The sequence below is a fragment of the Burkholderia anthinoferrum genome, from assembly GCF_002925705.1.
Lineage (GTDB): Bacteria > Pseudomonadota > Gammaproteobacteria > Burkholderiales > Burkholderiaceae > Burkholderia > Burkholderia semiarida.
The window spans coordinates 20,881-36,635 of record NZ_LFZP01000048.1 but is presented as its reverse complement, the minus strand read 5'-3'; the positions used below and the strand labels follow the sequence as shown (position 1 = coordinate 36,635).

The 15,755-nt window shown below is 72.3% G+C and carries 6 protein-coding genes; all 6 read right to left on the bottom strand.

Annotation, left to right across the window (positions count from 1 at the left end; all coding sequences use genetic code 11):
- Positions 1–144: 144 nt before the first annotated feature.
- Positions 145–1,908 (bottom strand): ABC transporter ATP-binding protein, encoded by a 1,764-nt coding sequence (locus C5F75_RS18745; RefSeq protein ID WP_059584483.1) that lies wholly within the window; start codon positions 1,906–1,908, stop codon positions 145–147.
- On the bottom strand, positions 1,905–3,632 hold the full coding sequence (locus C5F75_RS18740) for an ATP-binding cassette domain-containing protein (RefSeq protein ID WP_059584480.1): 1,728 nt from the start codon (positions 3,630–3,632) through the stop codon (positions 1,905–1,907). Before C5F75_RS18740 ends, C5F75_RS18745 begins: the two co-directional genes overlap by 4 nt.
- Positions 3,629–4,681 carry a Gfo/Idh/MocA family oxidoreductase gene (locus C5F75_RS18735; protein ID WP_059584479.1) on the bottom strand — a complete coding sequence of 351 codons (1,053 nt, stop codon included), beginning with the start codon at positions 4,679–4,681 and terminating at the stop codon, positions 3,629–3,631. The genes C5F75_RS18740 and C5F75_RS18735 overlap by 4 nt, the downstream gene beginning before the upstream one ends.
- Positions 4,678–10,155, bottom strand: a complete 5,478-nt coding sequence (locus tag C5F75_RS18730; protein ID WP_059584477.1) for a non-ribosomal peptide synthetase — start codon at positions 10,153–10,155, stop codon at positions 4,678–4,680. Before C5F75_RS18730 ends, C5F75_RS18735 begins: the two co-directional genes overlap by 4 nt.
- On the bottom strand, positions 10,152–14,552 hold the full coding sequence (locus C5F75_RS18725; protein WP_059584476.1) for a non-ribosomal peptide synthetase: 4,401 nt from the start codon (positions 14,550–14,552) through the stop codon (positions 10,152–10,154). Before C5F75_RS18725 ends, C5F75_RS18730 begins: the two co-directional genes overlap by 4 nt.
- 123 nt (positions 14,553–14,675) lie before the next feature.
- On the bottom strand, positions 14,676–15,617 hold the full coding sequence (locus C5F75_RS18720) for a helix-turn-helix transcriptional regulator (protein ID WP_059584474.1): 942 nt from the start codon (positions 15,615–15,617) through the stop codon (positions 14,676–14,678).
- Positions 15,618–15,755 lie beyond the last annotated feature (138 nt).

The following is a 15,755-nucleotide window of genomic DNA, read 5'->3' as shown; positions in this document are numbered from 1 at the left end:
ATCTCCCAGGTTCCCGTACCTCGTACCGCATTCACGCCCCCGTATTTGATAATCATTCTCATTATCAATTAGAACCGGCAGGCGATTTTTCGATCGAGGGGCTTTTCCTATCGATTCCGGGCACGGCGGCCCGCATTGTTCACGTCACTGTTCGGATTCGGCCGGACGGGTTTCCTCGCCCCGGCCGGCGGGCGGCGCCCCGTCGGGCGGCTGGCCGGCGCGGGCGAACGTCGCGTACCACGCATCGGTCTCGATCAGTTGCGCATGCGTGCCGGTCGCCCGGATGCGGCCCGCGTCGAGCACGACGATCGTGTCGGCGGCCGCCGCGAGCGCCGGCTGGTGCGTGACGACGATGCGCGTGCGCTGCCCGCGCAGCGCGACGAGACTGTCGCGCACGCGCCGCGCGCTCAGTTCGTCGAGGCTCGCGGTCGGCTCGTCGAACATCAGCACCGGCGCCCGCGCGAGCAGCGCCCGCGCGAGGCACGCCCGCTGGCGCTGCCCGCCCGACAGCAACTGGCCGCCCGGCCCCACGTCGGTGTCGAGGCCGTCCGGCAGGCGCTCGGCGTCGCGCAGCAGGCCGACCGCGTCCAGCGCGGCGCGCAGCTGAGCATCGGTCGCATCCGGCCGCCCCATCCGCACGTTCCACGCGAGGCTGCCGCGAAACAGCCCGTTGTCCTGGAATACGAGGTTGCGCGTCGCGGCGAGCGTCGCCTCGCTCAGGTGCCGCACGTCCGAACGGCCGAGCAGCACGCGCCCGGCGCACGGATCGTCGAGCCGCGCGAGCAGGCCGAGCAGCGTGCTCTTGCCCGCGCCCGTGGGGCCGACAATCGCAACGAAGCCGCCCGCCGGACAATGCAGGTCGATCCCGTCGAGCAGCGTCGCGCCGCCGACCGACCGATAGCCGACACGCACCGCATCGACGCTCGCATCGTGTACCGGCGTGCCGCGCTCGGGGCTGTCGAAACGCGGTGCATGCAGCACCGCGAGCACGGTGTCGAGCGCGCGCCAGCCGCCGCGCAATGCCTGGTCGAGCTGCGTGAGCTGCGCGAGCGGCTCGATGAAGCGCACGAGCAGCACGAGCACCGCCACGGCCGTCGCCGCGTCGAGCCGGCCGGCCGCGACGGCCCACGCGCCGCCGACCAGCATCGCGACGAACACGCCCTGCACCGCGCCCGCGAAGCCGAGTTCGATCGGCAGCGAGCGCCGCATCAGCGCGCGCGTGCGGCGATGCCGTTCGTCGAGCGCGCGCTGCAGCGCCGCGCGCGCGTCGCCGTCCCGGCCCGCGAAGCGCAGCAATCCCTGATGCGCGGCGAAGATCTGAAGCTGCACGGCCATGTCGCGATCGCCGGCGGCGCGCGCCTGTTCGAACGCGAGCGTGCGGGCGCCGCCACGCTCCAGCAGCGCGAACAGCAGCCCGGCCGCCGCCCCGAGGCACAGCGCGATGCGCCAGTCGATCCACGCGAGCCCCGCGACCACCGCGAGCGGCGTGACGACCGCGCCGATCAACGGCCCGAGCAGATGCGCGGGAATCGCCATCGCCTGCATCACCGGCCCACGCAATAACCCGGCCGGATGACTGTCGCGCACGGTCTGCCACGACGCGACGCGCGGCAGGTGCTGCACGAGGCGTTCGACGAGGCCGACGGCCAGCGCGCCGCCCGCGCGATAGCCGCGAAGCTGCGCGACGTACAGCACGAGCGCATGGCACAGCGTCAGCGCGCCGAGCACGGCCGTCCAGTGCAGCGCGGCCGCCTGCGCGCCGGCAAACCACGCGCGGATCAGCGGCACGAGCAGCAGCCCGCACGCGCCGTCGAGCAACGCGGCGGCCAGCGCCCAGCCCACGCCGCGCCACAGCGCGCGGCGCGTGTCGCGCGGCAGGCACTGCAAACGTTCGAGCGACTGCATCATCGTGCGGCCTCCCCGCCTGCGGCGCCGCGTTCGCGCCAGAGCCGCGCATACAGCCCGTGCGCGGCGAGCAGCGCCGCATGCGTACCGCGTTCGACGATGCGGCCGCGTTCCATCACGAGAATCTGGTCCGCGTGCCGGATCGCATCGAGATCGTGGCTGACGATCACGCGCGTGCGCGTGTCGGCGCGCAGCGCGTTGCGCAACGCGCGCCCGGTTTGCGGATCGAGCGCCGACGCCGGTTCGTCGAGCAGCAGCAACGGCGCGCGCGACAGCAGCGCACGCGCGATCGACAGCCGCTGCAGTTCGCCGCCGGACAGGCGCACGTCGCGCCCGCACACGCAGTCGTAGCCGCCCGGCAATGCGTCGATGCGCGCGTCGAGACAGGCCGCGCGCGCGGCGGCGCGAATCGCGTCGCGATCGGCATCGGGCCGGTACAGCGCGATGTTCGCGGCAATCGACACATCGTCGAGCGCCGTCGCTTGCTGGAACACCATCGCAACCTGTTCGCGACGCGTCTGCGATGTGAGCCGCCGCAGATCGGCGCCGCCGAGCCGCACCGTGCCGCGATCCGGATCCATGAAGCGCGCGAGCAGCATCAGCAGCGTGCTCTTGCCCGCGCCCGACGGCCCGACGATCGCCGTGGTCGTGCCGGCCGCGATCGTCGCATCGATGTCGCGCAGGATCGGCTCGCCGTCGATGTCGACCTGCACGCCGCGCAGTTCGATCGACGCATCGCGCGGCACCTGCGCCGCGCTGTCGGCGGGTTCCTGCAGGCCCGGCTGCGCGAGCAACGCGTCGAGCCGCGCGGCGGCCGCGCGCGCCTCGCGCAACGCATCGGCGCCATGACCGAGCGCGCGCACCGGCGCCGCGATGGCCCAGACCAGCAGCGCGAACGCGCACAGCGTGCCGACCGGCAACTGCCCGGCCGTCAGCCACGTCGCGCCGAACACGACCCACGCAAGCAGGAACGGCGTGCCGAGCAGCACCTGCGTGCAGGCGCCGAGCCCGCCGATGCGGCCGACCCACGCCGAGAACGCGTGCGAGAAATGCCCGGCCGACGCCAGCGCGGCCGCCTCGATGCCGGCGCCCGGATACTGCCGCACGAGCGCCGGATTCTGCGCGAGCTGCGCGTAGTCGCCCATCAATCGTTCGAGCGCCGCGTTGCGCGCCGCGAAGGCCGGCGCGAATCGCGCCGAGCGCATCCAGCGGAACAGCGCCGCACCGGCGGCGAGCGGCGCGAGCGCGAACGCGAGCAGCACGGGATTCAGGTAAAGCAGGCACGCGAGCGCCGCGCACGGCACGACGACGAGCTGCGTGAGATCGGCCGGCGCATGCGCGACGAGCTGATGCAGCGCGCGCACGTCCTGATCGACGTGGCGCGCGACGCGGTCGCTGCCCGCGCGCGCGAACCAGCCCAGCGGCAAACGTTGCAGATGATCGGCGAGGCGCTTGCGCAGGCGGTCGCCGAGATCGGCGTCGACGCGGTGCGTCAGGTGCAGCGCGACCGTCTGGCCGCCCAGCCAGCACGCGCCGGCCGCCACGGCGGCGACGAGCCAGCCGCGCGCGGCCACATCGAGCTGCGGTGCGACGCGCCATGCGTCGGCGAGCTGCGCGAGCGCGAGCCACGGCACGAGCGACGCGATGCCGGCCAGCGCCTGCAACGCCACCGCGGCGACGAGCGGCGCCGCGAACGGCCGCAACATCGAAAGCAGCGGCCCGTTCATGCGGCCCGCTCCAGCAGCATGCCGAGCGTCGCGGCGCGCGCATCGCCCGGCGGCTGCTCCGGAAAACCGAGTTGCGCGGTCAACTGCTGCCAGACGCGCGCCACGTCGATGCCGCGCTGGTTGCACGCATGCAGCCCGTCGCCGGACACGAGCCGATCGACCGCACGCACGGCGGCCTGCGGCCAGCTTCGCGCGTGAATCTCGCCCCACGTATCCTGCGCGTCGTCGCAGATCTGGATGCTGGGCATGGTGTCGCCGGCCAGCTCGCCGAAGATCGGAAAGAGGCCGTCCTCGTCGGTCGCCGGCTCGCGCAGCGCGGGCGCCCACCACAGCGGGCCGTGCGGCGACGCGAGCGTCCAGGTGCCGGCGTCGGTCGTCAGCGTGATGCTGAACAACAGGCTCATCCGGCCGTCGTCGGCCGCTGCCATTTCGTTGTGCACGCGCAGCGACACCGGCGTTTCGGCGAGCACCATCGCGCATTCGCGCATCGACGACAGCGCCGGCCCGATCGGTTCGACCGACCACGGCCCGACACCCTGCAACGCGGCCGCGAGCACGTCGAGCGCCGCGTAGCTCGCCTGCACCGAGCACGCCACATCCGCATGCACGGGCGCGCTCGTCTCGCGCAGCCGTCGCGCGACCGCGATGAAGCGCGCGACGACCGGCAGGTTCGGATAGAAGCTGTTGAGCAGGCAGCGGCGGCCCTGGCGCGACGCGGTGCGCAGCACGCCGTCCCATTCGTCGGGCAGCAGCGGATGCTCGATCACGACGTCGATCCCGCGTTCGAGCAGCCGGCACGCGAGCGCGGCGCCTTGCTCGCCGCGCGCCGCGCCGCCGACGGCGACGCAGGCGACGCGCACGTCGTCGGGCAACGCTTCGACGCGGTCGAACACCGGCGCGCCGACGCGCGCGGCCAACGCCGCGGTGCGCGCGCTGCCCCGCCCGAGAATGCCGGCGACGCGATACGAACCGGACGCCGCGAGGCCCGCCGCATAGAACTGGCCGAAACGGGAGCCGGCCACGACGACCGGCAGCGGATGGACCTTCATCGTGCCTCCTTCAGGTGCGTGTCGACGAACGCGGCGTTCAGGCAGTCGAAATGACCGCCGGGAATATCGACGGCGGTGATGCCGCCGAGCGCCTGCGCCGTCCAGTAATCGGTGAGCGCCGCGCGCTGCTGCGGGATCAGCGGGTTGCAGCGCTCCGGCACGAACAGCCGCAGCGCGCCCGCATACGGCGCGTCGCCGGCCCAGTGGCACGCCTGCACCGAATGCATGAAGAGCCGGTAAAGCCGTTCGCGCTCGTCGAGCAGCGGATGCGCGAGTTCGTCCTGCATCGACAGGCCGGCCGCCGCGCGCAGCACGCGGCGACGCAGCGCATCGACCGGCTCGCAGCAATCGCCGAAGATCTCGAGCTGCGCCTGCAGGCTGCCGGGCGCGAGCCGCGCGGGGTCGGCCTTCAACGCGTCGGCGAGCGCGTCGGCCAGCACGTACGTTTCCGGGAAGCCGAGCGCATCGAGCGGCAGCCCGAGCGTCGCCGCGAAGTTGAACAGCACGAGCCGTTCGTCCTCGACCAGATACGGAATCCGGTAGCTCGACACGATGTCGAGCGTGCGCACCGCGACGCCGAGCTGCACCAGCGACTTCGCCATTTCGAGCGCGACCAGCCCGCCCGAGCAATAGCCGAGCACGTCGACCTCGCGCACGCCGCTGCGCCACAGCGCCTCCGCGTAGCGCCGGCCCAGCGTCGCGTTCAGGTGGCGCACCGGCAGGTCGAGGTAGTCCTGCGCGTCGCGCACCGCGAAGCCGAGCACCGGGCCGAGCCGCGCGAGCGCGGGAAGCACCGGACGATACGCATGCACGGTGCCGAGCCCTTCGTGCACGATCACGCGCGGCACGCCGTCGCCGGGCGCGAGCGGAATCGGGCGCACCGCCGCGCGCACGCGCGGCGCCGGCGCATGGACGACCACCGATGCAGGCGGCGTGCGCGGGGTTGCAGGCGCGGCCGGCGGCATCGCGCTCGCCGGCTGCGCGCTCGCATCGCGCAGGCATTGCGCGAACGCGGCCGGCGTCGGCTGCACGAGCACCCAGCGCAGCAGCCGGTCGAACGGATGCGCATGCGCGAGCGGTTCCTCGCCGCGCAGCCGCGACACGAGCTGCGCGATCAGCAGCGAATCGCCGCCCGCGGCGAAGAAGTCCTGATCCGGCGAGACGTTGCACGTATCGAGCACGGTTTCCCACAGGCCGATCAGCCGCGCCAACAGCGGATCGGCCGCCTGTGTGGGCGCCGGTCGGGCCACGGCCGGCGCCGGTTCTCGGATGTCGGCGATGCCGGCCAGCGTGCGGCGGTCGATCTTGCCGTTCGCGGTCACCGGCAAACGTTCGAGCACGCGCAGTTGCGACGGCACCATGTAGCCCGGCACGCGCTCGGCCACGAACGCCAGCAGCGTATCCGGCGCGAGGCGCGCCGCGCCGCGCTTCACATGCGCCAGCAGGATGTCGTAGCCGAGCGCGGCGAGCGGCGTGCCGGGCGCGACGCAACCGAGCGCGCGATCGCCCGCTTCGGCCTGCAGCCATTCGAGCCACTGCGCGTGCGGCACGAACAACCGCGCCGATGCGGCCCGCGCGTCGTCCGGCGTCTCCATCATCAGCGCCTGGCTGATGCTGATTTCCGGATGCTCGGCCGTCAGCTCCTGGATCACCCACCACGCGTCAGGCGCCGACAGCGCGCGCAAGCCGGCGATCAGCGCGACCGTGTCGCGCGCATTGTTCAGCGCGCCGGAGCTGATCGTCAGGTCGACCGAATGCGGCGCGATGCCCTGCGCATCGCATCGCGCGTTCATGTCGAAGCGCACGAAGCGCATCCACGGATACGCGGCGAAACGCTCGCGCGCGGCCGCGAGGAAGTAGCTCGACACGTCGCTGAACAGGTAATCGATGCGCGTGCCGGCTTCGACGAGCGGCGCGAGCGCATCGACGATCGCCCGCGTCGCGGCGGCCGTGCCCGCGCCGATTTCGAGGATGCGCCACGCGCGCCGAGGCTCGCGCGCGACGACCGCCCGCACGGCCTGCGCCATCCCGCGATGCAGCGCGCGGGCGTGCTCGCCGTCGCTGTACATCGCTTCGGCGATATGCGCGGCGCCTTCCGGGAACATCAGGCCGGCCGGCGATACGCTGCCGTCGATCTGCGCATCGAGGCATCCCGCGCTGGTGCGGAAATAATCGACGAGAACGGCCGGCCACAGATCGGGCGATGCGTGCTGCGCGAATGCATCCCAGCATGCGAGCGCGTCGACGACGCCGGCATCGGGCCGCATGCGCCAGCCGTCTTCGCCGTCCGCGTCCAGCACGCCGTGCGCGACCAGCATCGCGAGCCAGTGCCGCAGCAGATGCCGTCGCGCCGCCGGCACACGCAGCCGCTCGCACAGCGTCGCGAAGCCGGTCGAGCCGTCGGCCGTCAGGCCGCCGGCCGGCACGATCCACGCGGCGAGCGACGCCACGCACGCCGTTTCGAGTTGCGCGACCGAGCGCGACACGTCCGCTTGCGCGGGCCAGCGCGCCGTGTCGAATGCCGCACGCACATGCGTCGCGATCTCGTGCAGCGCGTCGTCCTGCGCCGACGGTGGCGCTTCCGCGCCGTGCAGCGACACGAAGCTCGCGAGCCGGCGCTCCGCGCCGTCGCCGAGCACGATCGTCGCGGCCGCGCCGACGAGCGGATGCGCGGTCAGCGCCGCGTCGATCTCGGCCAGCTCGATCCGGTAGCCGCGGATCTTCACCTGATCGTCCTGCCGGCCGAGGAATTCGAGCGCGCCGTCGGCCCGCACGCGCCCGAGGTCGCCGGTGCGGTAAAGCCGGCGCCCGTCCGGATGACGGATGAACCGTTCGGCCGTGCGCACGGGATCGTTCGCATAGCCCGTCGCGAGCCCGACGCCGCCAATGTGGATCTCCCCGCGCACGCCGGGCGGGCACAGCCGGCCAAGTGCGTCGAGCACTTCCATCGTCTGCCCGGTCAGCGCGCGGCCGTACGGAATGCTCGCGAGCTGCGTATCCTCCGGACGGATCGGATGCTCGATCGACCAGATCGACGCCTCGGTCGCGCCGCCGAGGCTGAACAGCGCGCTGTCGGGCCAGCGGCGCCACCAGCGGGCCGGCAGCGTCACCGGAATCCAGTCGCCCGACCACAGCACGCGGCGCGGGCCCGGCACGTCGAGCGCCGGCTCGCCTTCGAGGTAGTCGATCAGCATCTGTCCCTGGGCGGGCACCGAGTTCCACAGCGTCACGCGGTGGCGCGCCATCAACTCGGCCCAGTGCGACGGATCGTTGCCGCGCGCCGGGTCGGGCAGCACGACGCACGCCCCGCGCGCGGTCGCGCCGAAAAAGTCGTACACGGACAAGTCGAAGCTCAGTTCGGCCAGGCCCAGCACCACGTCGCCCGCGCCGACCGCATGCCGCGCGTTGATGTCGGCGAGCGTGTTGCACACCGCCGCGTGGCTCAGCATCACGCCCTTCGGCTCGCCGGTGGAGCCCGACGTGTAGATCACGTAGGCCAACGCATCGGGGGCGACGTCGCGCACGGCGCGCGGCGGCCATTGCGGATCGATCGGCAACGCATCGATATCGATGCGCACGCAACCATCGTGTTCGAACGCGAGCGCCTGCACGCTGACGACCGCGCGCACCCGCGCATTGCGCAGGATCGCCTGCTGCCGCAGCGCCGGCTGGCGGCTGTCGACCGGGACGTACGCGGCGCCCGCCTGGACGATCGCGAGCACGGCCGCGAGCTGGTGCGCGCACTTCGGCATCAGCACCGCGACGGTATCGCCCACGCCGACGCCGGCCCGTTCGAGCGCGCCGCGCAGCGCCGCCGCATGTTGCGCGACCTCGCGGTACGTGCGTGCGCCCCGCGCATCGATCACGACCGGCGCATCCGGCGTGCGCAGCGCCTGCGCGGCGAACCCGGCCGCGAGATGCGTATCGGCGTCCGGATGCACGTCGGCGACGGGCGCGGCGGACGGCAATACGATGTCGCCCGCGCGCGACCACCATTCGGCATCGTCGGCCAGCCGGCCCAGCAGCGCGACATACGCATCGAACATCGCGGACGGCATGCCGTGCGGAAACAGGTCGTCACGCACGTCCCAGCCGATTTCCAGCCCGCCGAACTGGTCGGTCACCTGGCAGTCGAGCCACACCTGCGGCGTCTGGCTGATCATGTAGCGCGGCGGTTCGGCGCGCGCCGCGTGCTCGCCGAGCAGGCGCCCGACGCTGCCGATTCCGCTCGTGAACACCACCGGCATCAGCGCCGCATCCTTGCCGCGCCGCCGCGCGAGTTCGCGCATCACGTCGACGCCGGTGAACGCGCGATGGTCGAGATCGTCGAACATCCGCGCGCCGATCGCGCGGGCACGCTCGACGAAATCGCGCCCGTGCGTCGCATCGACGGCGAGCAGGCTCAATGCGGTGAAATCGCCGAGCACCGCATCGATGCGCGGATGCACGGGCGGACGGTTCAGCACCGTCAGGTTCAGGCAGAACGCCGGCGCCTGGCTCCAGCGGCCGACGACCTCGGCGAACGCGGCCAGCGCGACGCTCGCCGCGCTCAGCCCGAAACGGCTCGCATGGCCGCTCAGCGCGGCCCATTGCGCGCGATCGAGCCGCGCATGCCGATGCGTGAAGCGCGGCCGCCCGTCGGCGCGCAGCGCGGGCACGATCGGCAGATCGGGACGTGCGGGCAGATCGTCGAGCCGGGCAAGCCACCACGCCTTGTCGCGTGCATGGTCGGCACGCGTCGCGGCCTGCGCTTCATGCATCACATAGTCGCGGAACGTCGCGTCGAGCGGCGCCGGTTGCCATTGCGGATCGTCGTAACGACGCCGCCATTCGGCGAGCAGCAATTGCAGGCTCGCGTAGTCGATCAGCGTGAAATCCACGGACAGGTGCAGCACCGCGCCGTCCGGCCCGACGCTCACTTCCGGCTGCAGCACCGGCCAGCGGTCGAGCGCGTGCACCGCATGGTCGAGGCGCTCGCGCACGCGGTTCAGGTGGGCGTCGAATGCGTTCGCGTCGGCGTCGCGCAGGTCGTGCACGGTGAGCGGCTGCCACGGCACGTCGGGCAGCACGCGCTGCCATGCGTTGTCCTCGACGATCGCGCGCAGCATCGGATGGTGGGCGACGCACGCATTCCACGCGGCTTCGAAACGCACGCAGTCGAGATCCTTCGGTTCGTCGTATTCGACGTACAGATGGCAGGCGCTGCCGCCGAAGTCGAACGATTCGTGCCGGCCGAGCACGTACGCGGCCTGTACCGGCGTCAGCGCGAACCGTTCGTACTGGCGCGCCGGATCGCTGCGCCACGCGCCGCCCTGAAGGAAACGGACGAACGCATCGCGTTCGGCCTTGATGCGCGCGGCGAGATCCGCGTCGAGCGCGCCGGCCGGCGCGCGATAGCGCAACTGGCCGCCGTCGTCGCACCACAGTTCGATCTGCCGTTCGCGGCAGAGATCGAGCACGTCGTCGAAGCTCACAGCACGCCCTCCTCGATCGTCGCGAACGATGCGTCGCCATCGGCAGGCGCCGCAGGCGTCAGTGCGTCGAGCTGCGCCGCGAGACCGGCGAGCGTCGGCTGCCGGTAGAACGCGGCCATCCCGATCCGCACGCCGAGCCGCTCGCGCAGTTGCGCGAGCAGCCGTGTCGCGAGCAGGCTGTCGCCGCCGAGCGAGAAGAACGTCGCGTCACGCGCGTTCGCCGCGCGGCCGAGCGCCTGCTCCCAGCAGGCGAGCAATGTCGCGTGCCGTTCGTCGGCCGGCACGAACGCGTCGTGCGCGGCCGGCGCGTCGCCGAGCGCGCGCGCGAGCGCGTCCCCCACCGCCCGGCGATCGATCTTGCCGTTCGCGTTCAGCGGCCAGCGCGACGCCCACCACAGCGCATCGGGGCGCATCGCGTCGGGCAACCGGTCGCGCAGCCAGTCGGCCAGCGCCGCCTGCGCGGTCGGCTCGCCGGTCCGGCGCGCATCGATGCACGCGAACGCCGCCGAGCGCCAGCTCCGCGCATCGACCGCAAAGCCGCATGCGTGCGCGGCCGCCGCGAGCGCGTCGTGGGCGAACGGCCGCGGCGGCGACGCATCGCCCACGACGCCCGCGACGAGTTCGCGCAGCGGCGAATCGCGCAGCACGTCGGCGAGCAGCAGGCGGCCGTCCCGCGCGAGCAGCGCGGCCGCGATCCGGAACGTGTCGCGCGGATCGTCGCGCAGGTGCGCCGCCGCGAAACTGATCACGCAATCGAATGCGCCGAGATGACGGGCGGGCAGCAAGCCGTCCTGCATCGTCTGCAACGCGGGCAGCGTTCGCGTGAAGCGCGCCCGGGCGTCGTGCAGCAGGCCGGGCGACACGTCGAACAGCGTCACGTCGAAACGCGGATCGTCGAGCACGCCGAGCCCCGCATCGAGCGCCTGGCCCGCGCGCGCATCGAGCACCGCGACGCGCAATGCCCCGGCGTGTGCCGCGGCCTGCGCGTCCAGCGCGGCGGCGAACGCGCGCAACGCGCGGGCGCCGTCCGGCAAACGCGTCGCGAACGCGAGCGGCGCCACGCACGGGTCCAGCGGCACGCGCTGCGCGGCGGTATCCGGATCGGCGGCGAGCGCGCGCAGCGCGGCCGTCAGCTCGTCGAGATCGGTTGCCTGCCAGTCGAGCCGATCGAGCGCCGCGTCGATGGCCATCGATGCGTCGCCGTTTGCGTGCCAGTGCGCACGCAGCGACGACGGCAGGCCCGCGCCCTCATCGAGCAGCCGGCCGGCGACGGCACGCGCGACGGCCGCTTCCGCCGGCATCGTGTCGGCCATGCCGGCCTCGACGAGCGATGACGGCGCCGTGTCCGCTGCCGCGCGATCGGCCGGCACGAACGCCGCGACGATGCGCGCGGCCTCGCCGTGGACGACGCTCGCGCACGCGCCGTCGATCAGCGGATGCACGGCCAACGCCGCCTCGATCTCGCCGAGTTCGATCCGGTGCCCGCGCACCTTCACCTGCCGATCCTCGCGCCCGAGAAATTCGAGCGTCCCGTCCGGCCAGTAGCGGCCGCGATCGCCGGTGCGATACCAGCGGCCCGACGCGTGTTGCACGAAACGCTGCGCGGTCAGCTCGGGATCGTTCCGGTAGCCGCGCGCGAGACTGTCGCCGCCGATCAGCAATTCGCCCGGCACGTAATCGGGCGCATCGCGCCCGTCGCCATCGACGACGCGATACGCCTGCCCCGGCAATGGCCGGCCGTACGGAATCGAACGCCAGTGCGGCGGCACGTCGTGCACCGTCTGCACGTTGGACCAGATGCCGGCCTCGGTCGCGCCGCCGAGCGCGTGGAACGCACAGGCATCGCCGCAGCGCTCGCGCAGCCGCGCCGGCAGGTCGAGCGCGATCCAGTCGCCGGACAGCAGCGCCGCGCGCACGCTGCGGCACGCGTCGCTCGCCGCCGGCACGGCCAGCGCCATTTCCAGCAGCGCGGGCGCCGAGTTCCACAGCGTCACGCGGTGCTGCGCGATCAGCTCGATCCAGCGCGCCGCATCGCGCGCTTCGTCCTGCGTCGGCAGCACGAGTTCGGCGCCCACCCCGAGCGCGCCGAACAGATCGTACACCGACAGATCGAAATCGAGCGCCGATACCGCGAGCAGCCGGTCGTCCGCGCTCACGCCGAGCAGCGCGTCGATCGCATCGATCGTGTTGATCGCCGCCGCGTGCGTCATCTCGACGCCCTTCGGCACGCCGGTCGAACCGGACGTGTAGATCACGTAGGCCGTCGCCTGCGGCGCGACCGCGAGCGGCGCGGCCAGCGGCGCATGCCGCAGCAACGCGGCGATGCCGACATGCGGCAGCGGCCCGTCCGCGCATGCGATGTCGCCGATCGCCATTTTCACGCCTGCCGCGCGCTCGATCAGCGCCTTGCGCGCGACCGGCTGCGCGACGTCGAGCGGCACGTAGCACGCGCCGGCCGCCAGCACGCCGAACACGGCCGCGACCTGCGCGGGCCCGCGCGGCAGGCTGATCTCGACGGCATCGCCGTGCCCGATTCCGGCCGCCCGCAACCCGCCCGCGACCGCGAGCGCCTGCGCGGCCAGTTCGCCGCGCGTCACCGCGCGGTCGCCGCAACGCAGGGCCACGGCGGCCGGCTCGCGCGCGGCCAGCGCGAAGAAATCGTGATGCAGCGTGCGCGCGCGGCCGCAGGCCGGCAACGCGTTGAGCGTATCGCGCACGCGCCGCTGCGCGGACGGCAGCTCGACCGCGATCGGCCACCGCCAGTCGCGATCGCACAGCGCCTGCACGAACGCGACATACGCGCCGAACATCGCGTCGATCATCCCGTCCGGGAACAGGCCGTCGACGCTGTCCCACGCGAGCAGCGCGCCGCCCCGCACGCGATAGAGCTGATGGTCGAGCCATACCTGCGGCGTCTGCGAAATCATGTCGTGCAGATCGCCGAATACCTGCGCGAACGCGTCGGGCACGAACGATTCGTCGCCGAGGTTGCACGAGAACACCACGGGCGCCGCGCGCGGCATGCCCTGCCGACGCGCATCGCGCAGCACGTCGAGCGCCGGATACGCGGCATGCGCGATCGCTCCGTGCAGCCGCTGCTGGAACGCGCGCACCGTATCGGCCGCGCTCGCATCGGCGCGCACGTCGCATTCGACGAGCAACAGCGTCGTGAAATCGGCGATCACGCGGCCCAGGTCGGGCGCATCGCCGTGCCGGTCGAACAGCGGCACGTTCAGCAGGAATGCCTGCCGGCCGCTCCAGCGCGCGAGCACGGCCGCGAACGCCGCGCCGAACACCGACGACAGCGTGACGCCGTGCTGCGCGGCGCGCGCCTGCAGGCGCGCGAGCTCGTCCCTGCTCAGCGTATGCGCGACGCGGCTGAAACGCGGCGCGCGGATCGTTTCCGGCGCACGGGCGAGCGGCAGCGCGGGCCCTTCCGGCAACGTCGCGAGCCGCGCCTGCCACGCGTCGCGCGCCGCGGCGCGTGCATCGCGCGTTTCGGCCGCGCGACGCGCGAGCCAGGCCGGGAACCACGTCGACGGCGCGGCGGGCAGCGCCGACGGCTCGGCATACGCGACGCCGATCTCCTGCATCAGCAGCCGCACGCTGTCGACGTCGGCCGCGAGCAGATCGACACTGAGCCACACGCGATCCTCGCCGCCGGGCATCTGCACGAGTCCCATCATGAACACTTGCGCGTGCTCGACGTCGAGGCATTCGTGCGACCGGAACGCACGCAGCGACACCCATTCGGCCTGCGCATCGGCCGCCGTCCGGTCGCGCCAGTCCGCATGCGCGAACACCGGCGCATTCGACTCGGCGAGGATCTGCTGGCGGCCGCCGTCGAAACGCGCGCGCAGCATCGGATGACGCTCGCGCACGCGCCGGCATGCGATGTCGAGACGAACGGGATCGATCGCGCGGCTGCGGAATTCGAGAAACGCGTGACAGCTCACGTTGCCGAGCACTTCGCCGTCGCCGCGGCCGAGCCAGTACGCCTGCTGCACCGCGGACAACTCGAACGGCGCGTGCACGTCGACCGCTTCGGCAGCGACGACGGCCTCCGCCCGAGCGGCTCGAGCGGCCCGAGCGGCCCGAGCGACAGGCGGCGCACTCGTGAGCAACGCGGCCCACGCGCCGAGCGTCGGCGTGCGCGCGAGCGCATCGAACGTCAGCGCATGGCCGAGCCGGTTCAAGCGCGTCTGCAGATACATCAGCCGGATCGAATCGAGGCCGCAGCTCAGCAGGTCCTCGTCGTCGTCGAGCGACGCGATTTCATCGACGGATTCGTCGAGCAGCTCGGCGATCAGCTCGACGAGCCGCGCGCGAAAATCAGTAGGAGAACAACAGGAAGGATCGGAATGGTCGGTCGTGGAATCGACAACGGTCTGGCTCATGGGCACGCCTTGTATGGGTCGTTCGGCGGCGGCTCCGCGCGGCGGCGGCCACCTGTGAATGAGAATCTATCTCATTAACACCCATGCGCCCGGTCGATTCCTTTAGGCTGCCGGTCAGTTGTTTTAGATCGCCGCGCCCGCCAGTTCCTCGTGGTCGATCGCGTTCGACGACACGCGAATATCGCTCGGCGAAATGCCGTAGCGCTTGCGGAACGCGATCGAGAAATGCGCGGGGCTGTAGCCGACGCGGTACGCGACGGTCGATACGTTCGCATCCTCCGCACACAGCATCGCGTGCGCGGTCCGCAGCCGGTATTCCTGCAGATACGCGTACACGCTCGTGCCGAACACCTTGCGGAAACCGGCCGTCAGCTTGCGCGAATTCATCCCGACGCGCGCCGCGAGCGCGTCGAGCGTCGGCGGATGCTGGAGCTCGCGCGTCAGGATGTCGCTCGCCGCGTACACGCGCTCGACATCCGACGACGTGACGCGCACGTCGGCCGGTGCGGACTGCCGCTGCGTGGCCAGCAACTGCGCGCTCAGCGCGGTCAGCTCGAACGCCTTCGCCTTCAGGTAGTACTCGCGCACGGCCCCCTCGAACGGACAGGTGGCGATCTGCACGGCGAGCGCCTGCAGCGCCTTCGACGCCGGGCAACTGACGATGCGCGGATCGCCGCCCGTCGGCGCGAGCAGCTTCTCCGGCAGCAGGCTCAGGTTGCGGTCGAGCGCATCGAGGCCGAGCTGCACGATCGTGTAGCGCAGCGGCACGTCGCGGTCGTAGATCTGGTGCGTCGTGAATTCGCCGTCGTTGGCGATCACGCACAGGCCCGGCCCCTTGATGCATTGCTCGGGCTGGCCCGGCACGCGGCAGCGCAACTGCCCGCTCTGCACGAGGACGAGCTTCAGCCCTTTTTCGAGCGGCTCCTCGTACCAGTCGCGGCTATCCGAGCACAGCGTGCCGCTCATGAGTTTCATGCCCGCGTCGATGTGCACCACGCCCGGGTGATTGCCGGGCACGAGCACCGGCGGGTGACGTCGTGACGAAGCGAAGGAGGTCGATCTCATCGGAGGTCCGTTGGTTAGGCGGCACGCGCGGACCGGCACGCACCGGCAGCCGGCCGATTGTCCGGCCGGATTGGCCGGGCGCCGCGCGACCGGCGCCTGATCGAACGAAATTGCCGCGATATCGAAAGAAACGGCGCT